Source organism: Endozoicomonas sp. ISHI1 (genome assembly GCF_024606225.1).
In the GTDB taxonomy this organism is placed as follows: domain Bacteria; phylum Pseudomonadota; class Gammaproteobacteria; order Pseudomonadales; family Endozoicomonadaceae; genus Endozoicomonas_A.
The window spans coordinates 1-24,024 of the sequence record NZ_JAGRPU010000053.1 but is presented as its reverse complement, the minus strand read 5'-3'; the positions used below and the strand labels follow the sequence as shown (position 1 = coordinate 24,024).

The 24,024-nt window shown below is 47.5% G+C and carries 22 protein-coding genes and 5 tRNA genes; 10 read left to right on the top strand and 17 right to left on the bottom strand.

The window, feature by feature from the left end; all coding sequences use genetic code 11:
• Positions 1 to 26 precede the first annotated feature (26 nt).
• The 4 genes from KBW69_RS21265 to KBW69_RS21255 are packed head-to-tail and all read left to right on the top strand — an operon-like array spanning position 27 to position 3,961.
• Positions 27 to 1,628: a C2H2-type zinc finger protein gene (locus KBW69_RS21265; RefSeq protein ID WP_257282193.1), complete on the top strand. Its 1,602-nt coding sequence runs from the start codon at positions 27 to 29 to the stop codon at positions 1,626 to 1,628.
• Positions 1,606 to 1,788, top strand: coding sequence for a transposase (locus tag KBW69_RS23975; protein ID WP_373690727.1), 183 nt, complete (start codon positions 1,606 to 1,608; stop codon positions 1,786 to 1,788). The genes KBW69_RS21265 and KBW69_RS23975 overlap by 23 nt, the downstream gene beginning before the upstream one ends.
• Before the next feature lie 37 nt (positions 1,789 to 1,825).
• A complete protein-coding gene (locus KBW69_RS21260; protein ID WP_257282192.1) occupies positions 1,826 to 3,670 on the top strand; it encodes a C2H2-type zinc finger protein in 1,845 nt (614 codons plus the stop codon).
• Positions 3,671 to 3,730: 60 nt separating this feature from the next.
• Positions 3,731 to 3,961, top strand: coding sequence for a hypothetical protein (locus KBW69_RS21255; RefSeq protein WP_257282191.1), 231 nt, complete (start codon positions 3,731 to 3,733; stop codon positions 3,959 to 3,961).
• Between the two features lie 120 nt (positions 3,962 to 4,081).
• Here the strand turns inward: KBW69_RS21255 and KBW69_RS21250 are convergent, their stop codons facing one another.
• From KBW69_RS21250 to KBW69_RS21240, 3 genes are all read right to left on the bottom strand, one after another.
• Positions 4,082 to 5,140: a ShET2/EspL2 family type III secretion system effector toxin gene (locus KBW69_RS21250; RefSeq protein ID WP_257282190.1), complete on the bottom strand. Its 1,059-nt coding sequence runs from the start codon at positions 5,138 to 5,140 to the stop codon at positions 4,082 to 4,084.
• Positions 5,141 to 5,199: 59 nt separating this feature from the next.
• On the bottom strand, positions 5,200 to 6,300 hold the full coding sequence (locus KBW69_RS21245) for a hypothetical protein (RefSeq protein WP_257282189.1): 1,101 nt from the start codon (positions 6,298 to 6,300) through the stop codon (positions 5,200 to 5,202).
• A 76-nt stretch (positions 6,301 to 6,376) separates the two neighbouring features.
• Positions 6,377 to 7,417 carry a ShET2/EspL2 family type III secretion system effector toxin gene (locus tag KBW69_RS21240; protein WP_257282188.1) on the bottom strand — a complete coding sequence of 347 codons (1,041 nt, stop codon included), beginning with the start codon at positions 7,415 to 7,417 and terminating at the stop codon, positions 6,377 to 6,379.
• A gap of 364 nt (positions 7,418 to 7,781) precedes the next feature.
• Between KBW69_RS21240 and KBW69_RS21235 the strand changes: the two genes are divergently transcribed.
• On the top strand, positions 7,782 to 8,012 hold the full coding sequence (locus tag KBW69_RS21235; RefSeq protein ID WP_257282187.1) for a hypothetical protein: 231 nt from the start codon (positions 7,782 to 7,784) through the stop codon (positions 8,010 to 8,012).
• Positions 8,013 to 8,127: 115 nt separating this feature from the next.
• Here the strand turns inward: KBW69_RS21235 and KBW69_RS21230 are convergent, their stop codons facing one another.
• The 4 genes from KBW69_RS21230 to KBW69_RS21215 form a co-directional block, all read right to left on the bottom strand.
• A complete protein-coding gene (locus tag KBW69_RS21230) occupies positions 8,128 to 9,276 on the bottom strand; it encodes a ShET2/EspL2 family type III secretion system effector toxin (RefSeq protein WP_257282186.1) in 1,149 nt (382 codons plus the stop codon).
• A gap of 203 nt (positions 9,277 to 9,479) precedes the next feature.
• Positions 9,480 to 12,116, bottom strand: coding sequence for an aminopeptidase N (gene pepN / locus KBW69_RS21225; protein ID WP_257282185.1), 2,637 nt, complete (start codon positions 12,114 to 12,116; stop codon positions 9,480 to 9,482).
• Positions 12,117 to 12,204: 88 nt separating this feature from the next.
• The gene (locus KBW69_RS21220) at positions 12,205 to 13,044 is read right to left on the bottom strand and encodes a DUF2797 domain-containing protein (protein ID WP_257282184.1); all 840 of its coding nucleotides are present in this window, start codon (positions 13,042 to 13,044) and stop codon (positions 12,205 to 12,207) included.
• A 10-nt stretch (positions 13,045 to 13,054) separates the two neighbouring features.
• Positions 13,055 to 13,309 carry a YeaC family protein gene (locus KBW69_RS21215; protein WP_257274931.1) on the bottom strand — a complete coding sequence of 85 codons (255 nt, stop codon included), beginning with the start codon at positions 13,307 to 13,309 and terminating at the stop codon, positions 13,055 to 13,057.
• Positions 13,310 to 13,762: 453 nt separating this feature from the next.
• On the opposite strand from KBW69_RS21215, the gene KBW69_RS21210 reads away from it, so the two are divergent.
• Positions 13,763 to 15,529: a PLP-dependent aspartate aminotransferase family protein gene (locus tag KBW69_RS21210; protein ID WP_257274904.1), complete on the top strand. Its 1,767-nt coding sequence runs from the start codon at positions 13,763 to 13,765 to the stop codon at positions 15,527 to 15,529.
• 148 nt (positions 15,530 to 15,677) lie between these two features.
• Here the strand turns inward: KBW69_RS21210 and KBW69_RS21205 are convergent, their stop codons facing one another.
• Together KBW69_RS21205 and KBW69_RS21200 are read right to left on the bottom strand one after the other, a co-directional pair.
• Entirely contained in the window at positions 15,678 to 15,815 is a 138-nt protein-coding gene (locus KBW69_RS21205) for a hypothetical protein (protein WP_257274905.1), read from the bottom strand.
• Positions 15,812 to 16,498, bottom strand: coding sequence for a virulence RhuM family protein (locus KBW69_RS21200; RefSeq protein WP_257274906.1), 687 nt, complete (start codon positions 16,496 to 16,498; stop codon positions 15,812 to 15,814). Before KBW69_RS21200 ends, KBW69_RS21205 begins: the two co-directional genes overlap by 4 nt.
• Before the next feature lie 285 nt (positions 16,499 to 16,783).
• Here KBW69_RS21200 and KBW69_RS21195 point away from each other — a divergent pair, with 285 nt between their 5' ends.
• The gene (locus tag KBW69_RS21195; protein WP_257274907.1) at positions 16,784 to 18,031 is read left to right on the top strand and encodes an RING finger domain-containing protein; all 1,248 of its coding nucleotides are present in this window, start codon (positions 16,784 to 16,786) and stop codon (positions 18,029 to 18,031) included.
• 30 nt (positions 18,032 to 18,061) lie between these two features.
• On the opposite strand, the gene KBW69_RS21190 is transcribed toward KBW69_RS21195, so the two are convergent.
• Both KBW69_RS21190 and KBW69_RS21185 read right to left on the bottom strand, forming a co-directional pair.
• On the bottom strand, positions 18,062 to 18,931 hold the full coding sequence (locus KBW69_RS21190; RefSeq protein ID WP_257282183.1) for a rhomboid family intramembrane serine protease: 870 nt from the start codon (positions 18,929 to 18,931) through the stop codon (positions 18,062 to 18,064).
• A 208-nt stretch (positions 18,932 to 19,139) separates the two neighbouring features.
• Entirely contained in the window at positions 19,140 to 20,024 is an 885-nt protein-coding gene (locus KBW69_RS21185) for an NAD(+) kinase (protein WP_257274378.1), read from the bottom strand.
• 214 nt (positions 20,025 to 20,238) lie between these two features.
• Between KBW69_RS21185 and KBW69_RS21180 the strand changes: the two genes are divergently transcribed.
• On the top strand, positions 20,239 to 21,168 hold the full coding sequence (locus tag KBW69_RS21180; protein ID WP_257282182.1) for a DUF1853 family protein: 930 nt from the start codon (positions 20,239 to 20,241) through the stop codon (positions 21,166 to 21,168).
• 104 nt (positions 21,169 to 21,272) lie between these two features.
• Positions 21,273 to 21,782 (top strand): DUF2780 domain-containing protein, encoded by a 510-nt coding sequence (locus tag KBW69_RS21175; RefSeq protein ID WP_257282181.1) that lies wholly within the window; start codon positions 21,273 to 21,275, stop codon positions 21,780 to 21,782.
• On the opposite strand, the gene KBW69_RS21170 is transcribed toward KBW69_RS21175, so the two are convergent.
• Positions 21,775 to 22,698, bottom strand: coding sequence for a 1-aminocyclopropane-1-carboxylate deaminase/D-cysteine desulfhydrase (locus tag KBW69_RS21170; RefSeq protein WP_257274375.1), 924 nt, complete (start codon positions 22,696 to 22,698; stop codon positions 21,775 to 21,777). The two genes, KBW69_RS21175 and KBW69_RS21170, sit on opposite strands and share 8 nt — an antisense overlap.
• A 251-nt stretch (positions 22,699 to 22,949) precedes the next feature.
• Here KBW69_RS21170 and KBW69_RS21165 point away from each other — a divergent pair, with 251 nt between their 5' ends.
• Positions 22,950 to 23,261 carry an RNA-binding protein gene (locus tag KBW69_RS21165; RefSeq protein ID WP_257274374.1) on the top strand — a complete coding sequence of 104 codons (312 nt, stop codon included), beginning with the start codon at positions 22,950 to 22,952 and terminating at the stop codon, positions 23,259 to 23,261.
• 119 nt (positions 23,262 to 23,380) lie between these two features.
• On the opposite strand, the gene KBW69_RS21160 is transcribed toward KBW69_RS21165, so the two are convergent.
• From KBW69_RS21160 to KBW69_RS21140, 5 genes are all read right to left on the bottom strand, one after another.
• Positions 23,381 to 23,457, bottom strand: a tRNA-Asp gene (locus tag KBW69_RS21160).
• A 51-nt stretch (positions 23,458 to 23,508) separates the two neighbouring features.
• Positions 23,509 to 23,584: transfer RNA gene (locus KBW69_RS21155), tRNA-Val, on the bottom strand.
• A gap of 71 nt (positions 23,585 to 23,655) precedes the next feature.
• Positions 23,656 to 23,732 (bottom strand) — tRNA-Asp (locus KBW69_RS21150).
• A 51-nt stretch (positions 23,733 to 23,783) separates the two neighbouring features.
• Positions 23,784 to 23,859 (bottom strand) — tRNA-Val (locus tag KBW69_RS21145).
• 70 nt (positions 23,860 to 23,929) lie between these two features.
• Positions 23,930 to 24,006: transfer RNA gene (locus KBW69_RS21140), tRNA-Asp, on the bottom strand.
• Between the last annotated feature and the right edge of the window lie 18 nt (positions 24,007 to 24,024).

The following is a 24,024-nucleotide window of genomic DNA, read 5'->3' as shown; positions in this document are numbered from 1 at the left end:
GCCTACTCCTGCACATATTGGTCTGTGTGCCTTTCGCCTGCCCGATTGAGCCGCAGACCTACCGTTTTATCGTTGAGGTTAACCAGAATGGGGTTTCGACAAGCCAAGGTTTTTCTATAAAAACCGAGCCGGGCACATTATCTGCGATGCCAATGAACGATGGGAAGCCCATGCAAAACGAACCATCACACATTGTCGGCATAAACGGATATTCAGGGTCAGGCTCACCACCTGATGACAATCTCTGTAGGCGAGACAAATTTCAGATCATCACTTTGATGTATGGAACAGGCGGCGGTAACTATTCCCGGACAACAGGGCCAGAGAATCATGGTTATTCATTCAATAGACATTCAGAAAAATCGCATTATCTATACGACAATGGACATAACGATGAAAATTCGGGTCGGCCCACAGACTCCCGACATAGCCTTGACGAAAATTGCCATGAACAGCCCTGTTGTCATCGACAAGGACGCTGTATCTTCGCCCCCTCTACAGGTATCCGGTGTCGTTCAACCTCAGACGACCCTTTCGCATACAGAACAGATGTCTATTTGCAAACAGGCGATCAGGAATCCGGCTCGGTAAGCCATCCTGCTGAAGGTCCGACAGATGTCCCAGGCGCTGACAGCACAACCGGCCCATCATTAACATTAAATCCGCCTCCTGCGAAAAAACAAAGAAAGGCAGGCTCCAAAAAATACCGATGTAATCACCCCGGCTGTGAAAAATCACTTAGCTCTCAAGCCTCATTGAGGACTCACAAAAGTCAATATCACACCGGAGAGCAAACCTGCCCTGAGTGCCAGAAGACCCTGCCAAACACTCAAGTCCTGTTGGCTCACAAAACTCGATATCACACCCCGGAGAAAACCTGCCCTGAGTGCCAGAAGATCCTGCCAAACGCTCAAGCCTTGTCGGTTCACAAAAGGAAAGATCACACCCCGGAGCAAACCTGCCCTGAGTGCCAGAAGACCCTGCCAAACGCGAAAGCCTTTACGGCTCACAAAAGTCAATATCACACCGGAGAGCAAACCTGCCCTGATTGCCAGAAGACCCTACCAAACGCGAGAGCCCTGTCGGTTCACAAAAGAAAAGATCACACCCCGGAGCAAACCTGCCCTGAGTGCCAAAAGACCCTGCCAAATAGTCAAGCCCTGTCGAATCACAAAAGTCAACATCACACAGGAGAGCAAACCTGCCCTGAGTGCCAGAAGACACTGCCAAACACAAAAGCCCTGTCGGTTCACAAAAGAAAAGAACACTCCTCAGAGAAAACCTGCCCTGAGTGCCAGAAGATCCTGTCAAACGCTCAAGCCCTGTCGGATCACAAGAGAAGAGATCACACCCCAGAGCAAACCTGCCCTGTGTGCCAGAAGAACTTCCCAAACGCGAAAGCCCTGACGGAACACAAAAGAAAAGATCACACACCAGAGCAAACCTGCCCTGAGTGTCAGAAGACCCTGCCAAACGCGAAAGCCCTGTCGGTTCACAAAAGTCTATACCATAGAGGAGAGCAAACCTGCCCTGAGTGCCAGAAGACCCTGCCAAGCGCGAAAGCCCTGTCGAATCACAGAAGGCAACACCGAAAACGAAAGCTTGATGATGCAAAGTCCAGTGATTGATGTCTGCTCGTCACAGGCTCAGGAGGGAAAGGCACTGTTAACGTTTGGGCATGATTTGAAGTGCAATGTTCACGTCCATCTGTCTATCACCTGCGGCGGGTTAACCGATGACAAATCTCGTCTATCCTCACTGCTCCTATCCATAGAAAACAAAGGATAGAACCATTAAAAGCCTACTCCTGCACATATTGGTCTGTGTGCCTTTCGCCTGCCCGGTTGAGCCGCAGACCTACCGTTTTATCGTTGAGGTTAACCAGAATGGGGTTTCGACAAGCCAAGGTTGCTCTATAAAAACCGAGCCGGGCACATTATCTGCAATGCCAATGAACGATGGGAGGCCGATGCAAAACGAACCATCAAACATTGCCGACATAAACGGATATTCAGGGTCAGGCTCACCACCTGATGACAATCTCTGTAGGCGTGACAAATTTCAGATCATCACTTTGATGTATGGAACGGGCGGCGGTAACTATTACCGGACAACGGGGCCAGAGAATCATGGTTATTCATTCAATAGACGTTCAGAAAATTCGCATTATCTATACGACAATGGACATAACGATGAAAATTCGGGTCGGCCCACCGACACCCGACATAGCCTTGACGAAAATTGCCATGAACAGCCCTGTTGTCATCGACAAGGACGCTGTATCTTCGCTCCCTCTACAAGTATCCGGTGTCGTTCAACCTCAGACGACTCTTTCGCTTGCAGAACAGATGTCTATTTGCAAACGGACGATCAGGAACCTGACCCGATAAGCCAACCTGTTGAAGTTCCGACCGTTGTCTCGGGAGCCGACAGCACAACCGGCCCATCATTAACATTAAACCCACCTCCTGCGAAAAAACAAAGAAAGGCAGGCTCCAAAAAATACCGATGTAATCACCCCGGCTGTGAAAAATCACTTAGCTCTCAAGCCTCATTGAAGACTCACAAAAGTCAATATCACACCGGAGAGCAAACCTGCCCTGAGTGCCAGAAGACCCTGTCAAACACGAAAGCCCTGTTCGATCACAGAAGAAAAAATCACACCCCAGAGCAAACCTGCCCTGAGTGCCAGAAGACCCTGCCAAACACTCAAGCCTTGTCGAATCACAAAAGAAAAGATCACACACCAGAGCAAACCTGCCCTGAGTGCCAGAAGACCCTGCCAAACACTCAAGCCCTGTCGGCTCACAAAAGTCTATATCACACCGGAGAGCAAACTTGTCCTGAGTGCCAGAAGACCCTGCCACACGCTCAAGCCCTGACGGTTCACAAAAGAAAAGATCACACCCCAAAACAAACCTGCCCTGAGTGCCAGAAGACCCTGCCAAACGCTCAAGCCCTGTCGGTTCACAAAAGCGAATATCACACCGGAGAGCAAACCTGCCCTGAGTGCCAGAAGACCCTGCCAAACGCGAAAACCCTGTCGATTCACAAAAGAAAAGATCACACCCCGGAGCAAACCTGCCCTGAGTGCCAGAAGACACTGCCAAACTTGAAAGCCCTGTCGGATCACAAAAGTCAATATCACACCGGAGAGCAAACCTGCCCTGAGTGCCAGAAGACCCTGCCAAACACTCAAGCCCTGTCGGATCACAAAAGAAGAGATCACACCCCAGAGCAAACCTGTCCTGAGTGCCAGAAGACCCTGCCAAACGCGAAAGCCCTATCGAGTCACAAAAGAAAAGATCACACCCCTGAGCAAACCTGCCCTGAGTGCCAGAAGACCTTCCCAAACGCGAAAGCCCTTTCGGATCACAAAGGAAAAGATCACACACCAGAGCAAACCTGCCCTGAGTGCCAGAAGACCCTGCCAAACGCGAGAGCCCTGTCGGATCACAAAAGAAAAAAGCACACCCCGGAGCAAACATGTCCGGAGTGCCAGAAAACCCTGCCAAACGCGAAGGCCCTGTCGGTTCACAAAAGTCTATATCACACCGGAGAGCAAACCTGTACTGTCTGCCAGAAGACCCTGCCAAACGCAAAAGCCCTGTCGGTTCACAGAAGGCAACACCGAAAACGAAAGTTTGATGATGCAAAGTCAAGTGATTGATTTCCGCTTGTCAGAGGCTCAGGAGGGAAAGGCACTGCACACATCCGGGCATGATCTGAAATGTTTGCACAGTTACACTCATCAGACATTCCATATAATGTGGATGCCCGGGATACTTACGCTTACGAAAGGAACATGGTGTTTAGCAAGGTTAAGGAGCTGGGTAAGCCAGGCGCCTGGATGTTCCTTCATCAGCTTTATGGTTATACAGTGCAAGACGCTGACAGAATAACCACCAAAAAATGCCTTGATGGCATTAACAAGAGATTTTATAACCCTGTCTGGAAGTAAGGATTTTGAATATCTATGCCACGAGTGTGAAAGTGCCGACTGAACACCCAGTTTGATTTGATCCATTAGCTGATATCCCTTTTTTTAATTATCATGATCCATTTTCCATAGGGTGATCTATCAAGGCGCAATCATTTGACACCTTATTATTTCGGGATAATGCCCAGCTGCTAAGTCTATATGATTATTCATCACATTAGGTGAGGCACCAAAGCACTGAGTATCACATTCATCAGAATTTCTCTTATAATCATCAACATTAATAAGTGCTCCATAAAAGAGGAAGCTGGCTTGAAGATCTTCGTCGGCAATGTGTGCAGCCAAATCTGGTTCTGAGAGAAGGATTGTTCTGTGCATGAGTGTAGCGTTAGGGTCATAAAAAATAACCTTCATGCATTCATCCTGCTTCTTTAATCTCAAGGCCATTGCGTGGCCAATTGATCTATCGTCTCCTACTGAACGAAAATAAAAATTCTTTTCATCGCCTGCCGACATATTCCAATACTTTTTTACCAGCCCTGTAATAGCCTCAGAAAACTTTCCTTTAAAGAAATAATATCCATCAGAAAAGAATCCATATTGAAAATGCTCTCTGGATTCGCATGGGAAATTAGATGTATTTTCAAAGGTTTTCAGCACTTTTTTTGAGTCGTCTATTTTTTTAAACGTTTCTTTCCCCCGACCAAACACCTTTTTAGCATAAGCCCAGGCGAAATGACGGCAGCCTATTATTCCTCCGGGTGCTTTATCGTCAGAATCGGAGCGATAGACTCTACAATTAAGGTTTTTGGGGAACCAGGCATTATCAGAATTATAAATGGGGATTGGAGCAATACTGCCATCCTCCCTGAAAGCCAGTTTAACCTGAAGACTTCGCCCTTGATCATGCAGTTGTTTTACCTTGCTGGTAACATAACAAGTTGATCTCTCGCAGGCTAGCGGGATGTTAATGTTATAAGCACTTAATGGTTTATGGAGTGCTTTAGTAAACCATGCATCAGGGTGTTCTTTCATCAGCTTTGTGGTGATACAAGGCAAAACGCTGACAGAATAACCACCAAAACAGGCCTTGATGCCATTAACAAGGGATGTTACGGCCCTGACTGGCATCAAGGATTCTGAATGCCTGTGCCATGAATGTGAAAGTGCCGACTGAGCACCCAGTTTAATTTGATCCATTACGTGATCCTCCACTCTTTTTTTTAATTTCCATGATCCATTTGCTATAGGATGATTTATCAAATGTCCGCCCCCAATTGCCACTGCACTCTTTCGGGATCATCATAATGCCCGGGTGCAATACGTATATGATTTCTCATCACATGGGCTGGGGCACCAAAGAACTGAACATCACATTCTTCAGAAAATTTCTTCCAATCATCAATATTAATGAGTGCTCCATGAGAGAAGAAGCTGGCTTGAAGGTCTTCGCCGGTAATCTGTGCAGCCAAGTCTGGTTCCGAGAGAAGGAATGTTCTGTGCATGAGTGTAGCGTTAGGATCGTAAAAAATAACCTTCATGCATTCATCCTGTTTCTTCAATCTCAAGGCCATTGCATGGCCAACTGCTTTAACATCTCCTAATGATGTACGAAAATAAAAGTTCTTTTCATCGCCAGCTGACATATTCCAATACTTTTTCACCAGCCCTTCAATGGCCTCAGAAAACTTTCCCTCAAGGAAATAATATCCATCAGCAAAAGAGGAGCTATGAGTCATTGAGCGGTCTACAAATTGATATTGATGAAAGTGTGCACTTTCGTATGGAAAAGGAGCTGTATTTTCAAAGGTTTTCAGTACTTTTTCTGAGTCGTCTATTCTTTTAAACGTTTCTTTCCCCCGACCAAACACCTTTTTGGCATAAGCCCAGGCGAAATGACGGCAGACTATTGCTTCCCCGGGAGCTCTATCGTCAGAATCGGAGCGATGGACTGTCTCATTAAGGTTTTTGGGGAACCAGGCATTATCAGAGTTGTAAATGGGGATTGGAGCAATACTGCCATCGTCCCTGAAAGCCAGTTTAACCTGAAGACTTCGCCCTTTATCATGCAGTTGATTTACCTTGCTGGTAATATAGCGAGTTGATCTCTCACAGGCTAACGGGATGCTGATGTTATAAGCACTTAATGGTTTTTGGAGTGCTTTAGTAAACCATGCATCAGGGTGTTCTTTCATCAGCTTTGTGGTGATAGAAGGTAAAACGCTGACAGAATAACCACCAAAACAGGCCTTGATGCCATTAACAAGGGATGTTACGGCCCTGACTGGCATCAAGGATTCTGAATGTCTGTGCCATGAATGTGAAAGTGCCGACTGAGCACCCAGTTTGATTTGATCCATTACGTGAAAACCCTCTCTTTATTTAATTATCATGATCCATTTGCTACAGGGCGATCTCTCGATGAGCAGATATTTGTCACTTTACTATTTCGGGATAATGTCCAATTGCTAATTCTATATGATTACTCATCACATTGGTTGAGGGACCAAAGCACTGAAAATCACATTCATCAGAAAATCTTTTATAATCATCAACATTAATAAGTGCTCCATGAGAGAGGAAGCTGGCTTGAAGATCTTCGCCAGCAATGTGTGCAGCCAAATCTGGTTCCGAGAGAAGGATTGTTCTGTGCATAAGTGTAGCGTTAGGGTCATAAAAAATAACCTTCATGCATCCATCCTGCTTCTTTAACCTCAAGGCCATTGCGTGGTGAAATGATTTATCGTCTCCTACTGAACGAAAATAAAAGTTCTTTTCATCGCCAGCCGACATATTCCAATACTTTTTTACCAGCCCTGTAATAGCCTTGGAAAACTTTCCTTCAAAGAAATAATATTCATCAGCAAATAATCCACATTGATAATGGTCTGTAGATTCGTATGGAAAATTAGATGTATTTTCAAAGGTTTTCAGTACTTTTTCTGAGGTCTCTATTTTTTTAAAAGTTTCTTTTCCCCGACCAAACACTTTATTGGCATAAGCCCAGGCAAAATGTCGGCATTCTATTTTTTCCCCGGGTGCTCTGTCGTCAGAATCGGAGCGATAGACTCTACAATTAAGGTTTTTGGGGAACCAGGCATTATCAGAGTTATAAATAGGGATTGGAAGAATACCGCCATCCTCCTTGAAAGCCAGTTTAACCTGAAGACTTCGCCCTTCATCATGCAGTTGATTTACCTTGCTGGTAACATAGCGAGTTGATCTCTCGCAGGCTATCGGGATGTTAATGTTATAAGCACTTAATGGTTTATGGAGTGCTTTAGTAAACCATGCATCAGGGTGTTCTTTCATCAGCTTTGTGGTGATACAAGGCAAAACGCTGACAGAATAACCACCAAAACAGGCCTTGATGCCATTAACAAGGGATGTTGCGACCCTGACTGGCATCAAGGATTCTGAATGTCTGTGCCATGAATGTGAAAGTGCCGACTGAGCACCCAGTTTGATTTGATCCACTACGTAATCCTCCATTCTTTTTTAATTTCCATGATTCATTTGCTTAATACATATAGAGCACAAAAGTACTAATTAGTTCCACAACAGTTGCTCTGTTCAGAAAAGAGTGCAGTTTGCTGTTGCAGGCAGGAGGGTTTAGCAGGGTCTGTTAAATTATTACATTCAGCACGTTAAGACGAGGATTAAGCTTCACTTACTCACTGCCTTCGGCTTTCGGACAGTATTCACCTTTCGGCTCCAGAGTCTGTTAGGTGTCTCTGTGCAATCTCTCGGCGGTCCCACCTAGGCGGCCCCCACCTAGGCGGCCCCCACTCAATGTCTGCTATGCTGACTGCTTCTAAAACAAATGATAACAGAACGCATTATGTCACTGGAACATCGTGTAGAGAGACTTGAATCCCGTTTTGAATCGCTGGATAACGCTGTACACCGCTTCGTCCAGATTACTGGGGAAACGCAGAAGATTGTGCTGGAAAACCAGCGAGAGAACCGGTTAATGTTTGCTCGGATAGAAAAACGTCTTGACGAACACGACAAGCGGTTTGACAAAATAGAAGACACTCTCACCATCATCGTAAACCACCTTCAGAAATAACTACGCCATCTAATAACCAGCTTGTCGAGACGCCCATATTGTGCGCCCGTCAGCTGCGGGATAGAGCACAAGCAATACAGAGTCTGTACAGGCGCCTCTTCACCTATCAAAACGGTCAAGATTCTCGGCGGGCTGACCCTGCTTGAACTCTATACTGGGAGGCTTGTTGCATTATTGCTTCAAAGCAGTACCACCGTGCTATTACTTCGGGATGATTAAAATGCCCCTTTGCTATTATTAAACGATCAGTAAACCTGATGGGTGCGGCACCAAAGCACTGAACATCACATTCATCAGAAGATTTCTTGCCATCATCAACATTAATAAGTGCCCCAAACAAGAAACTGTTAGCTTGAAGAATTTCACCGGTAACGTCTGCAACCAGATCGGGTTCCGAGAGAAGAAATGTTCTGTGCATGAGTGTAGCGTTAGGGTCATAAACAATAACTTTCATGCATCCATCCTGCTTCTTTAATCTAATGGCCATTGCGTGGGCATCTTCTCCATCGAAAAATATTTTAAAATAAAAGTTCTTTTCATTGCCAACCGACATATTCCAGTACTTTTTTACCAGCTTCGTAAGAGCCTCAGAAAAATTTTCCTTATGAAAATAATATCCATCAGCAAAATAGGGATTATCAGTCATTGAGCCGTCTACTAATTCATCTGAACGAAAAGCCTCTTCATCATTTAGGACATCAGATGTATTTGCAAAAGTTGACTGTATTTTTTCAGGGGTGTTTATTATTTCAAAATCCTTCCGTCGACCAAACACTCTTCTGGCATAAGCCCGGGCGAAATGACGGCAGGCTATCTCTTTCCCCGGTGCTATTGTGTCATTATCAGAGCGGTGGACTTGACAATTAAGGTTTATGGGGAACCAGGAATTATCGGAGTTATACATGGGGATTGGAACAATACTGCCATTCTGCTTAAAAGCAAGTTTAACCTTAAGACTTCGCCCTTGATCATGCAGTTGATTTACCTTGTTTTTAACATAGTGAATTGATCCCTCGCAGGCTAGCGGGATGTTAATATTATAAGCACTTAATGTTTTATGGAGTGTTTTAGTAAACCATGCATCAGGTTGTTTTTTCATCAGTTTTGTGGTGATACAGTGCAAAGCGCTGACACAATAACCACCAAAACAGGCCTTGATGCCATTAACAAGGGATGTTAAAGCCCTGACTGGCATCAAGGATTCTGAATGTCTGTGCCACGAATGTGAAAGTGCCGACTGAACATCTAATTTGATTTGATCCATTGCGTGCCCCCTCTTTTTTAATGACCACGATCCATCTGCTCAATATATATCTAGAGCACTAAAGTACTAATAAGTTCCACAGCTGTTATTCTGTTCAGGAAAGAGTGAGGTTTTCCGTTACAGGCAGGATGCTTTAGCGGGGTGTTTTTTAAGTGGGTTCTACCCTGCTTCCAATATGACAGCAGGGTAGAAAGAGGCAGAGATTACAAACTCTTTGTGACTACTTCATAAATATCGGTAGACAGATCAGGTACTGCCTTGATCCGCTCCAGCGCTTTTCTCATGCGTTCCCTTATGACTGGCTCGTATTTCTTCCAGCGTGTCAATGGCGTCATCAGACGAGAAGCGGTTTGCGGGTTCTGTTTGTCCAGGGTAATAATCCAGTCTGCCAGGAACTCATAGCCTTCGCCCGTTCCAGAATGGAACTGCTTCATATTCCCGCTGGTAAATCCACCCAATAAAGCTCTCAGCTTATTCGGGCTGGTGCTGTCGAAAGATTCATGCTCCTGAAGTGACCTTACATGCTCCAGATTCCCCAGAAACGGGCTGCTACTTTGCATCATAAACCAGCTGTCCATGACCACTGCGTCCTCTTTATAACGACCCAGATAGTCATTGAGCAGGGAATCAATGGTCTCCCGACTCTGGTAGCTGGAATTAATGACGATACCCATGGCTGCTCGCAGATCGGTCATATTGCTGGCATTTCTGTACTGATCTTCGGCCAGTTGTTGCAGACTGTCGTCTTCCAGTTCAACCAGGTAATCGAGGCAGATATTTCTCAGGGTTCGTTTGGCAATATCTCCGGCTTCAGGACGATACTCACCTTTCAGTTCCAGAGCCTGATAGAGTGCCAGCAATTTGTCCTTATGAGCTTCGGCAATGGCCTTGCGAACACGACTTCTGGATTCACAGATCTGCAGGGGGTGAATTTCTTCCGCCTGCTCTGCCAGACTTGCTTCAGAGGGCAGTTTCAGCATTTCTGCTTTAACTGCTTTGTCCAGCCCTTCGTCAGCCAGAACGACACCAAAAGCTTCAATCAGTCTTGAATCGATCTCAGTATCTTTTTCCTTCAACAGTCCGTCGACCAGATCTTCAATGACCGCCGTGGCCAGACGCTGGCCTGCATCCCAGCGATTGTAACCATCGCTGTCGTGCTTCATCAGGAATACCAGATCTTCACGACTATAGTCGTATTTAACACGAACGGGCGCAGAGAAGTTTCTCAAAATAGAAGGCAATGGCTTTTCAGCCAGCCCTTCGAATGTCCAGGTTTCTTCAGCCGCTGTCACATGCAGAACCCGTTCAGTCTCACCGGCTTCGTTCAGTGGCAGGGCTTTGCCTCCCTTATCAAGCAGGGCAATAGCCACAGGAATATGAAAAGGCAGCTTGGTGTCCTGACCCGGAGTGGCCGGACAACTCTGGGCGATTGTCAGAGCGTACTGACCTGACTCCTGATCAAAACCATCGGTCAGGGTAACCACCGGTGTTCCCGCCTGGTTGTACCAGTGGCGGAACTGACCAAGATCCACACCGGAAGCGTCTTCCATGGCTTTCACAAAGTCTTCACAGGTAGCCGCTTTACCGTCAAAACGATCAAAGTACAGGTCTGAACCTTTGCGAAAATTGTCCTTGCCGACAATGGTCTGAATCATCCGAACCACTTCACAACCCTTTTCGTAGATGGTCAAGGTGTAAAAATTGGAGATCTCGATAAATGACTGCGGACGAATAGGATGAGCCATAGGGCCTGCATCTTCGGCAAACTGTGCCGTCTTCAGTAACGAAGCGTCTTCAATCCGCTTGACGCCTCGTGAATTCATGTCTGCCGAGAATTCAGCGTCACGGAATACGGTGAAGCCTTCTTTCAGGCTCAGCTGGAACCAGTCACGACAGGTGACCCTGTTGCCAGACCAGTTATGGAAATACTCATGGGCAACAATCGCTTCTATACGCTGATAGCTGGCGTCAGTAGCCGTTTCGGGGCTTGCCAGTACACAGGAAGAGTTGAAGATGTTCAAACCCTTGTTTTCCATCGCACCCATGTTGAAATGGTCCACCGCTACGATCATGAAGATATCCAGATCATACTCACGGCCATAAACTTCTTCGTCCCACTTCATGGACTTTTTCAGCGAAAGCATGGCATGGTCACACTTGTCGATATTGTGAGACTCGGTGAAAATACGCAGTGCCACGTCCCTGCCACTCGCAGTAGTGAAGCTATCTTCCACCACTTCAAGATCACCGCCTACCAGGGCAAACAGGTAGCTGGGCTTTTTGAACGGGTCTTCCCAGGTTACCCAGTGTCGTCCACCTTCAAACTCGCCACGGGCAATGTCATTACCGTTGGACAGCAGAACCGGGTAACGGCCCTTGTCAGCAATCACCTTGGTGGTGAATTTGGACATGACATCCGGGCGATCCAGATAGTAGGTAATTTTGCGGAAACCTTCTGCTTCACATTGGGTACAGAACATGCCGTTGGATTTATACAAACCTTCCAGAGAAGTGTTTTCCTGGGGGCGAATACGGGTCACAACCGTCAGGGAGAACGCCTTGCTGGTGACCGGTATAGTCAGGCTTTCAGAACCGAGGATGTACTGGTCTGAAGTCAACTCCGAACCGTCAACACAGACACTGATCAGCTCCAGGTCGATGCCAACCAGAGTCAGATCGGGGGTATCTTGCCCACGATCTTCATTACGACGCAGGCCAAGTACCGAGGTGACCAGTGCATGATCTTCGAACAGGTCGAAGGTCAGGTCGGTGGTGTCAATCCAATAATCCGGAGCCTGATAGTCTTTCAGGTAGATCGCTCTGGGTTGGGCGTCTTTCATTTTAAACCTTCCTTTACCATGGCCTTACTTTTGTTGTTAGAGCTTTTGACTCAATGATGAGGAGAGGTCTGCTTCCTCTCCATGCAAATCAGGCTGCAACTGATACGTTGACTTGATAAGAAGTGTGCTTGCGAATATTGATAACACCGGTATCAAGAATCAGATACTGCCCCTTAATACCCATCAGGACACCTTCAATCACCGGTTTTTTATCAAAAGACATGGAAGTCACTTTGACAGGATATTGCTCTACCGGATAACGAATATCAACGACCTCCGGATCAACCACCGGTGTTATGGCCTGTAATCCAAACTGCTCCTGAAGGGCTTCCACCCGTGAAGCGTTCATGTCCAGCAGTTCACTGGCCTGTGTTTTGAGATCCAGCGGCTCTGCCGTTCCTTTCAACATGGCACGCCAGTTAGTTCGATCATTAACAAATTCTTTGAACAGGGTTTCGATAAAACCAGACTGTTGTCGTGTAGAAACCCTGACAAAAGGCAGGGCCTGAGTCGCCCCCTGATCCACCCAGCGGGTTGGCACCTGAGTCGCACGGGTGATGCCTACCTTTAAACCCGAAGAGTTAGCCAGATAGACCACATGATCGGTCATACAGAACGTTTCACCCCAGGCGGCATCCCGACAGGTGCCTTCATGATAATGACACTTTTCGGGGCTCATAATACAGCTGTCACACTGAGGCAACTTTTTAAAACAGGGATAACAGAAGCCCTGGCTGAAACTTTTTCTGGTCTTGCGGCCGCAATGGCAGCAGTTGATTTCGCCCTGATATTCCAGGGTCAGTTTTTTCCCCATCAGTTCATTCAGGGGCAGCAGATCATCGCCTACAGGCAGTTGGTAATCCACCGGCTGACCGTCTTTCAGAACGGATTCCATTTTGCGCAGTGCGCCACTCAGACTTTGAGTCAAGTTCTATACCTCAGTCTTTAAAGCGCAAAATGGTGGTTTCAGACTCATCCTGTTCAGATGCACTCTTGCAACTCACAGGCATATAACCAATACGCTCTTCTTCCGGCAAGTTGTCGTGCTCCCAGGCGATCAGGGCTTCCAGAATGCCTTCTCTCTGATCCGCTGTCAGCATGTCACCATTGGGCCAGCGGCCAAGCTCAAGTGACTGTTTCATGTTGTGGTAGATTTCCGGCGTCATCCGGGCCAGAAAGTCTTTTAGCTGCATCAAATCCACTTACCCTCATCTGAGACATTCCTGTTTGACAGACCGTTATTACCGGCCCAAGCAGCCTGTCGGACTTAAGGCTGTCCTACTGCGGTTGCAATAAATTGGTCTAAAAATTCCTGCTTCTTCGTCAAATAGCTCGCTATTCTCCTCAGAAGCAGAAATTTTTATCCTCAATTTCTTGCAATCCTCGCTACGGACGCTTAAGTCCGACAGGCTGCAAGGTCATAATCCAGGAAAAGAATTTTGCCTTTCAGGCTTTTTAGCCCGTTACAAGGAAAAATAAATATGAAAGGATAATACTATCAAATCGCCATAAGCGAAAAAACGCAGTCTGCATCACCTTATCGGGATGTTTGCTGTCATTCCCAATGAAAACAAGCCTTAAGCGGAAAATGCAACCAGCTCTGTATCACAAAGTCAGCGCGTTTTCTTGATAAAAAGGACACACCCATGGATCACCAGATTCCAGTTATGCAGCGTCTGTCACCCGTTCGCAACTCTACCCGGGCTCAGGATGCTAATGCCCTGGCCACTGAGCAGCTTCAACACTTTGGCATTCAGCCAGACACGCCCTTTGGTCAATCATTACTCAGCGCCGCCAGCAGCCTTTATCAGGCGGGCTCCGATATCAGTCAGTTCGAGAGCCTTTGTCAGACCATAGCCTCACTGCCCGAATCAGACAAAATCAGTCACTTCAATGCCAAAAAATTTCTCTGTTTCCAGCTGGCCAAGCTGATCGACATGCTGCAACCCAGTATGAAGCAGGATTATCACGCCCTGGAAATGGATGTCAGCAGTCGTGTTGTGAAAGGCGATTACCCTCTGTTTGCCAATGTTGGTGCACTCTTCTCGGCCACTCCCGCCGTCGTGAAGACCGCTACTTATCTTTATGCCTGCACTGAATGGGTAGAAGATGCCTTCCACGGCAAGGAAAGCAGCCACCCAATCTACAGTCGCCTGCTCAACCCTACTTCCATCTCACTGGCCAATACCCTGACCGCCCTGGAAGCTGGAGAAAATGCCGGTGAATACATGACCTGGAATTTCAACAGCGGTATGGCCGCCATTGATGCCCTGCTGGCCAACCAGCTCAGGCATGGCGATATTCTGCTCAGTTCCCGTAATGTTTATGGCGGCACTTTCCAGCTGATGCAGGATTTCTATGCCCGCCCTGACCGTATGGCCGTTAAACTCGAATGGTTTGATGGGTCCTCTGGTGAAGCATTCAGTGAGAAGCTCAGGCAGGTCGAAGAGAAATACAAGTCAGCCCTGGAAGATGGCAAAAAAATCCTGGTTTATCTGGAATCTCCCTGTAATCCACATGGCAATGTGATTGATGTTGCCAGTATCTGTAAACAGAGCCACGAAAAAGGTTATCTGGTGGCTCTTGATTCAACCCTGGCCACGCCCTTCCTTCATCGCCCACTGCGCAATAGGGACAAGAGCAAAAGACCCGACTGGGTCATCCACAGTTACACCAAAGACATCTCCGGCTCCGGCAGCGCCACTGCGGGTGGTATCATTGGCGAAAACCGTCGTATGTTTCTGCCTAAGAACACCGGGCATGAAGGTATACGCTGGGATGAAACCCTGTTCTGGGACGTATATTACATCAAGGGCGCTTTCCTGGATGCCGATAAATCGCTGGATATCATCAATGGCCTGAAAACCCTTGAGAGCCGAATGCTGTCCAAGTGCATCAATACGCTGGTGTTCAGTCACTATCTTGATGCCCACGACCAGATTCAGGTCAACAGTCATGCCCTGAACAGCCACCCCAACTCAGACTTGCGGGAAGAACAGCTCTATCTGGGCCTGCCCAGTCCACTGTTCAGCATTGATATGGAGAAAGCTCACATTCCACGGGAAGCCTTTATCCGTTTCTTTGATGCCCTGGAGCCAGCTTTTGGCCATATGGTCAGTCTCGGACAGAGCAATACTTTGATACTTTGTCCGGCCTTAACGTCTCACTCGGAAATGGACGAATCTGCCCAACAAGAAGCAGGTATTTTCCTGACCACCATTCGTGTCGCCATGGGCGATGAAAACCCAAGGGATCTGATAAGACAGTTCAAAGCTTGCGCAAAGCTTCATCTGGATCCGGTCATGCCGGGATTCTCCGAACAGTTTATGTCAGACGAAGCACTGGATAAAATGATACGGGAGACCCATCTGGATGTGCATTCCAGACATCTGGAGTTTATGAGTAAAGAATAAAGACGACGATTTTTTTATATCTGAATGAACAGAGAACAATGCCGGAACAACATAAAAAGGTCATGATGGATTCTTTTCATCCTGTTCCTCACCTGTTGAAGCAGCGTGAAGCATTGACAGATTCAGCTGAAAGTGAAGTAACTTACAGTCAGGCTGTTCCAAGAGTCAGCATGTTCATAATCAAGCGTATCAGGGTGTCTTTATGTTCTGGGTCTGACTCTGCAACCAGCAGAGTCAATGCTGCAAGACCTATGTCGTTAATCACTGGTTGGTCATCCTCGTTCATAAGGCGACCATTGCGATACATTTTGCAAACAGCTCCGTGGCCTCCCCTCGCTGAATTAATTGCCTTTTCAGTTCATTTAGTGATGTCATGGCCTGATACTTATCGACCAGAGTACCGCCGGGCTGACCTGCCGGTTCGCTCAATAAGCCCTCATCGTAGCGTTGTAGCCAGAGAAAGGTCTGAGTATACCGGCTGACGATTTCAACCAGCCCTCTGCCTGCCTCTGCTTCCAGTTCGGGCGTTGCTGCTGCTTTGCGAATAAGCACTAAGGCAGCTTCCAGCTCTTTGGCGTTTTCTTCAAAACGTTGCTGGTTGATGGAGAACCCGTGAGTGAGATGGTTATTCAGAACACCGGTTGCCCATCTACGGAATTGAACCGCCCTTTTTGAATTGACTCGATAGCCAACAGAAATAATGACATCAAGATCGTAATGTTTTAGGTTTCGGCGTACCTGTCTTTTGCCCTCCTTTTGAACAACTAAGAAATCCTTAGAAGTTAATTTTTCCTCAAGCTCCTGATTTTTATATATATTTTTCAGGTGCATTAAGATATTTTCTGCTGTTGTTCCAAATACCTCACCCATTTGACGTTGGGTTAGCCAAACGCTTTTTTGGGCAAGCTGAACATGGATGCTTCCTGAATCAGTGGTAAAGATCTGAACCTCATTAGAGTCCGAGTTCATTAATTAACCTCTGTTCTGATTGTTAGAGTTGCATCAAGAATAGTCATTAATTGCTCGTGAGGTTATGCCATTTCCTTTTGCTGTGCAGCTTACTGACTGATCAACTCATTCAGATCATCACACACCGGCGCTGGATCATGGAAGCAGGAAAAGAATGGTTTGTATCCTGCCATCTTATTCTCAGCGAACTTTTACCCGCTGCAACCTTTGGTTCTTGACAGAAACAAACACTTGCTCTTTTTGTTAGTCTACTTTGCACAAACAGAAAGAAAAGATGGATAGATAATGATGGTAAAAACACTTTCTACGGTGCTTTTCTTATTGCTGCTTTCGCTGTCTGTTATTTGTCAGGCCGAAAAGCTGACAAGACGTTTTGTTGTCGAGTTTGCACCGCATCAGGGGACAGGTTCTCTGGACCGGGTCTTTTCCATAAAGCATAATCTGAATACATTGCCGGTCGGCTCGTTAGACATTGACGACACAAACGGCTGCCCGTATTTTTCGGCTGCAAACGAGCCAGGTGGATTGAATGGTTACGGTTTAGCCACCCGCTTTATTGCCTCGATTTACTGGCAATGGCTTTATCCCACTCACTTGCTGGTTGCTTACGAACTGGCTCTGACCACCAATGGTGCCCCCCTGGGCTCTATCCCTTGTTTGCGGCTACCTGAAAAAGCATTTATTGCTGTCGGCTGGCTTTTGAAAAGCTATTGGAACCCCGATTCATTGCTGTTTAACCCAATGGGTCAACCGGGGGCGGCATTTGTTTCGACACAAGTGGGTCATCCGTTTGCGATCATCACTAAGGGGCCTAACGGGCATGATGAACAAAAAAATGCTCCACCAGACCAGCCACTCGCGTCATCGTCCGGGCAGCAGGCCTCGGCAAGAACCACCCAGCTGAGAGCTTCTTTCACCAGCCCTCTGGATTCCGGCTCTGCCGACGGTAATGAAGACCCTGAACAACACCGACATACCTACGGCTTAGATTGTTACGTCGATGCCTGTAATGGCGTTTGTCAATTCAGACCACCAGCCGCCATCGGAGGGCTGGCTGAAGCAAATGAGGAGTGCCCCGTATGTCTTGACAAGCTTGACGATGTAATTACTGTTCCCTGTTGTTCGAAGAAAATTGACAGGCACTGTTTACAAAAGGTGATTCTGAGCGCTTCACGATGGTCCTGCCCACTTTGCAGAGGGGACCTGTCATCATTGGCACAATCACCGGATTTTGTAGCGGGCATAAAGGCACAGCAGGACTTACCAGATTCTTATAACGAGGCCTCGGGCATCAGATCCTCGCAAACGACTTATTTCGGGGAGGTCTCAGAAACAATCATCGAACCTGCAGGTTCTTTCACCAGCCTCCTGCATTCGAGCTCTGCCGACGGTAACCAACTGCATACTTTGAGTTTGTACTGTCCGGCCTACCCCTGTGATGGCGGCGTTTGTCGTTATCAAGTGCGAACAGTTATATTCAGCGAAGTGTCAGGGGCGTCAGAAGATATAGGATATCTGGATGATTTAGATTAGCAGAACCCAAGCCAGCCCCCTCCTTAACCATTAAGTCTTAATTCTGGACTTGAACATCAAAGCGGCCAGCCCACCCAATACCATCCCGGATACCAGACCTCCCAGGTGAGCGGCGTTCGCCATCTGCCCCAGCAATGGCCCGAGAATATCGGTATAGCCGATGACCAGCCACACAAGCATAAAGCCATAAATCGCCGGAGGCAGACCCATGTAGAAACTCTTGTCCAGCCGTTCGCGCACCATGCTGTAACCCATCAGCCCGTAAACCACGCCGGAAAGACCACCAAAGAGCACAGAACCCTCTGACATGACATATTGAGCGAAGTTTGACAGCACCCCGGTCAGAAAAACCAGTCCCAACAGATGGGTACCGCCCTGATGCCTTTCAATTCGACCACCCAGTACGTAAAACATCAGGGCATTGAACACCAGATGAAGAATCCCGAAATGAATAAATATCGGCGTGATCAGGCGCCAGTACTCATGACTCTCCAGTGTGTGCTCCAGAGAGGCATAGTAGATGTAGCCGCTGGATAACTTGAAATCCACGAAGGTGAAACTGGAAATAGCCTGAATGTTCTCACCCAGATGAGTCAGAACCGCCACCACCAGACAGACCGCAAGGATCAGAAAGGTGAAGGGAAAGCTTTTCCAGGGAATGCTTTTGAAGAAGTTTCCGACCTCGGCTCCTCTGCGGGGGGGTGCTACTTCCAGTTCAAGCTCTCCGGACTGCCAGTCCCGGTAGAACTGTTCTACTGCGGCCCCCTGCTGCTCATTCTGGGTCCAGAGCACCTGCTTCCCGGATTCCTCGGTAATTCTGTGGGGCACTCCCTGCCGATAAAGAAAGTAGGACAGTGCACTCAAATCCTTATGTGCAGAAAGTTCCAGCGCCCTATACATAGTCGACTCTTGTAATGCTCAAACGATTTAGTCTAGCAGCCTGTCGGACTTAAGCGTCCGTAGCGAGGATTGCAAGAAATTGAGGATAAAAATTTCTGCTTCTGAGGAGAATAGCGAGCTATTTGACGAAGAAGCAGGAATTTTTAGACCAATTTATTGCAACCGCAGTAGGACAGCCTTAAGTCCGACAGGCTGCTAGACAATAATGTCACTCTGCATCCTCGTTGGGATACCATCTTAATTTGGATCGACAGGCTTCGTAAAAATTGTGATTCAGTGGATGCAGTAGTCTCAGTCTTTGGTGTTTTTTACGGATCAGGATGACGTCGTCAGGTACCAGCTCAATATCCACCTGCCCGTCAAAGCTGATGCGGGGATGTATTTCGTTGCCTTCGTGAATGACAAGCTGCAACTGACTGTTACCATCCACAACCAGAGGTCGGTTAGTCAGCATATGCGGATACATGGGAACCAGCACGATAGCATCCAGTTTTGGATGCATGATGGGACCGCCCCCCGACAGAGCGTAGGCGGTTGAGCCCGTCGGCGTTGCCATAATCAGACCATCAGAACGCTGCCTATAGACAAACTGGTCTTCAATAAACAGCTCAAACTCTATGATCTTGGTGGACACCCCCGGATGCAGCACCACATCATTGAGAGCATCACCACAGCCAATGGTTTTACCTTGACGCTCAACCTTGGCTTCCAGCAGAAACCGGTTCTCCATTCGGTAATGACCATTAAGTATTTCGCCAATACAGGCTTCCAGCTCATCCGGCGAAACATCGGTCAGAAAGCCCAGACGACCAAGGTTGACACCCACTACCGGCACATCATGGACAGAGAGTTCTCTGCCAGCCCCCAGCAAACTGCCGTCACCCCCGATGACCACGACCAGATCGCAAATTTTGCCCATGCTGGCCCGGTCACAGATGTGGAAACCATGCCCCGGCAAAAGATCCGATAATTGCTCATCCAGAGACACTGTTACACCCTGCGAATGCAGAAAATCGGTCAAACGTTTCAGGGGGCCATCAATATGAGCCTTACCCTGACGCCCGGTAACCCCAACCTGCTTGAATTCTTCCATCGGTCTAAATCACTTATCGTTGGTGAATTTATCCTGCCCGGATGACAGCTCAGCCTTAATTGAGCGATGACTGTAATCTGCCTGGTGAATATATAAACACACCGATTTGAATCTGTTACTCTTATTTGTCACCTGCAGGCTTCCCGGAGCCCGCAACGATCAGCCATCATTTTGTTATTTACAGCCATCGGCCCGATACCATGAACTGCTAAAAATGAATCGTCTCTCTCATCAGCAGATAGCCCGGGATATCCAATGGTTACTGAGCAGCCCCTCCATCATCAACCCTGATTATGATGCGAGGTTTATCTGCCCGGCAACCCACCCGGTGCACAACGACCAGATTACAGGCTCTGGCTATTCAGAGCTAGTGGAGATTCTGCATCAGCGACGGAGTCATCTGCTGGGTATCTATTATGAATCACTCTGGCAATACATCCTCAGACATTCAGAAGACTATCAGCTGATGGCCTGCAATCTTCAGGTTCAGAATAATCACCAGACACTGGGCGAGTTCGACCTGATTCTTAAGTCCCTTAAGCGAGAGGTTTTTATTCATCGGGAACTCGCCATCAAATACTATCTGGGTCTTCCTTCCGGCAATCACCCGGCCAGCCCCTGGCATCACTGGATTGGGCCAGGCCTGCACGACCGCATGGACAAGAAGCTCAACCACATGCTGCAACATCAGATCACGCTTTCGCAGACTCATGCCGGGCAACGTGCACTCAATGCTCTGGATATCTCCGGGGTACAGACTGAAATACTTTTCCAGGGATACCTTTTTTATCCGGTTACAGGTGCCTGCCCACCCCCTGAAGACTGTTCTGCTCAACACCTGAGGGGACACTGGCTGCCCATTAATCAGTTATCTTCATGGCTGGAACTCGAAGAAGGCGAAATCTGCTACCTGCCTCTGCCAAAATCACTCTGGCTATCTTCCTACAGAGGTGTGTCTGATCCAGCGACTCACCTCTCCGGAGATGAACTGATCAAATGCTTGCAGTCACAATTATCCAAAATCGCCCGTCCTCAGATGGTGGTTCGGTGTCATGAAAAAGAGGGTAATCTGTGTGAAAACAGTCGTTTTTTTGTGGTGCCCGATAACTGGGAAGCCGAGGCGATAGTGGCCGCTAAAATATAAACGACTCTTGTTATGCATTCGTTTTTATATAACAATTCGTAACAACTATTTATCGGTATTGATAAATAATTAATGGACTGTCTTGCTAATAGGGTATTTGCATTATGAAACGCTTGAGCTTATTCATTAACCGTTTCTATACTGGGCTATTTTGCTTGCTTGCCACGCTTCTTGTTCTTCAATCACCGGCGAGTCATGCCACAGGATTGATTGATACCCTGACCAGCCAGTTAAATGTCAGCAAGTTTCAAGCCGAAGGGGGTGCAGGTGCCCTGTTACAGATGGCCAGCTCTCAATTATCAAAAGACGACTTTAATACCATTCAGGGAGCACTACCGGAAACAGCGGAGTTATTAAAGGCAGCACCGGAAGTAATACCTGCCAAAAACTCTTCATCGATATTGAACTCTGCCAATTTGCTGGGCGGTTTCCATACTCTGAGCCAGCAGTTCAAAAAACTGGGCCTGAAGGACGAGATGATTTCGAAGTTTTCGACCGTACTGATTGATTATCTCAAAGCGAACCCGAATAGCGAAGCCGCCGGACTGTTAAAATCGGCACTTCCTTCAGGTATAGCCAATACTGCAGGCTCCCTGATTGAAAAATTCATGTAGCCCACTGGCTGAAACCACGACGCCCCTGGAGACCACCGGTATGAATGAGCAGCAGCCTGCCAATGCCGGATAGACCTCCCGATTCGGCCATCTGCTTCAGCGCAAAAAATAGCTTACCCGTATAAACCGGGTCCAGAGGGATCCCGGTTTCCCGCTCAAATTCCAGAATAAACCGAATAAGCTCGGGAGTTGTTTTGCCATAGCCACCACAATGGTGATCCAGCTCCAGGCTCCAACAGGTCGCAAGCGCGGGAAGATACTGCTGAATATCATTTTTCAAAAAATTTGCCCCTTTGAGCACCGAAAATCCCCGTACATGGGCATCATTGCCTGCACTGCGAACAACGCCAGCCATGGTCGCACCGGTACCACAGGCCAACCAAATCTCATCATATTCCGAAGCCCGGATGCACCCCGCAGCAAGAATATCTTCACAACCCCTGACCCCCGGTTCGCCCGAGCCTCCTTCCGGAACAATCATCACCTGATCCAGGGAGAGTGACAGCTGTTTTACCAGCATCTGCTGATATTGAGTCTCATCCCGCTTTCGGTATTCAGCACGACTGACATAAACCAGTCTCATGCCCCAGCGTTCTGCATCCTTTAACATGGCAGAGGGTCTAGCCGGTTTCTCACCTCGAATAACGCCTATTGTCTGAAAACCCAAACGATAACCTGCCGCTGCCATGGCATGAAGATGATTAGACCAGGCACCACCAAAGCTTAAAAGTGTTTTGATCTTTCTTGAACGCGCTTCAATAAGAAAGTATTTAAGTTTGAACCACTTATTACCACTAATAAGCGCATCAATTTGATCAAGACGAAGAACATCAATCGCAATAGAGTAATCGCGCACAAGACAGGTATTTATTCTTTCTATAGGCACATTGTTACGAATAACATCTGAAAAACACATAATCCCGTTTATTTTTCTGGTTTTAACACTCAGTAAGCAAAAATGACGCAATAAGTCAGTGATATAAACAATATCAGTAATAAAGAATACATATAACAAGCCTTCATTCCACTGATCTACGTGCTACAATGGGATCTCACTTAAACATTGTACTCTTACCTGACGCCCAAAAAGACAGTGTCTCTAGCGACGCTTGAAGCTTTGAAAGGTGACAGACAAGCAGCTACAGCGTCCCCGGAGATAGAGAAAAAATGGCAAACAAACTGTTCGTTGGCAACCTGGCCTTCGCCGCAACAGAACAAGATCTGGAAGAGGCTTTTGGTGCCTTCGGCGAAATCGAGGAAGCGAAAATCATCCTCGATCGTGAAACCGGTCGTTCTCGTGGCTTTGCTTTCGTAACCTTCAGTTCTGAAGATGCTGCTGAAGCCGCTCTTGCCCTGGATGGGCAGGATGTAGCGGGTCGCAGCATCCGCGTCAGCATCGCAACCGAGCGCCCTCGCAACAACAATGGCGGCGCTCGTCGTGGCTTTGGCGGGAATCGTGAAGGCGGTCGTCGCTTCTGACAACATCCCCCGATCCAGATCCAAAAAAGCTGGTTCATTGCTAGCTTTTTTTTCGCCTGAAATTTGCCTATTTGCAAGTAAAAAAAAACGATTACCTAAAAGATAATCGTTTTTGTAGATGGCGGACCGGACGGGACTCGAACCCGCGACCTCCGGCGTGACAGGCCGGCATTCTAACCAACTGAACTACCGGTCCGCATTCTTTTCAATAAAGAGTCCTACTGGCCGTAATGCTCTCTATAAAGTTTGGTGGGTGATGACGGGGTCGAACCGCCGACCCTCTGCTTGTAAGGCAGATGCTCTCCCAGCTGAGCTAATCACCCTCATCTAAAGCCCTCCGACTTTAGAAATCGATTGCGCCTGTCGTGCAATCTTTGCTTTCTATCAAGTTACATGGCGGACCGGACGGGACTCGAACCCGCGACCTCCGGCGTGACAGGCCGGCATTCTAACCAACTGAACTACCGGTCCGCATTCTTTTCAATAAAGAGTCTTACTGACCGCAATACTCTCTATAAAGTTTGGTGGGTGATGACGGGATCGAACCGCCGACCCTCTGCTTGTAAGGCAGATGCTCTCCCAGCTGAGCTAATCACCCCGATCTAAAGCCCTGCGACTTCAAAATGGATTGCGCCCGTCGTGCAATCTTTGCTTTCTATCAAACAGGATGGCGGACCGGACGGGACTCGAACCCGCGACCTCCGGCGTGACAGGCCGGCATTCTAACCAACTGAACTACCGGTCCGCATTCTTTTTAATAAAG